At 64.6% G+C, this 229-nt stretch carries 1 pseudogene; it reads left to right on the forward strand.

From position 1 onward, the window contains the following. Window positions 1-229, forward strand: a pseudogene (locus AAE045_RS23575) (peptidase M13); the annotation flags it as partial.

Raw genomic sequence — 229 nt, forward strand, 5'->3', positions numbered from 1 at the left:
AGAACATCATCGCTGCGTTCGCCAAGCGCATCGATGCGCTGGAGTGGATGTCGCCGCAGACCAAGGCGCGTGCCAAGGCCAAGGTGGATGGCCTGACCGTGGGCATGGGCTACCCGGACAAGTGGCGCGACTACGCCGGTCTTGAGATCAAGCGCGATGACGCGCTGGGCAATGCCGAGCGTGCGGAGCTGTTCGAGTACCGCCGCAACATCGCCAAGCTGGGCAAGCC

The organism is Dryocola clanedunensis, assembly GCF_038405435.1.
Taxonomy (GTDB): domain Bacteria; phylum Pseudomonadota; class Gammaproteobacteria; order Enterobacterales; family Enterobacteriaceae; genus Dryocola; species Dryocola clanedunensis_A.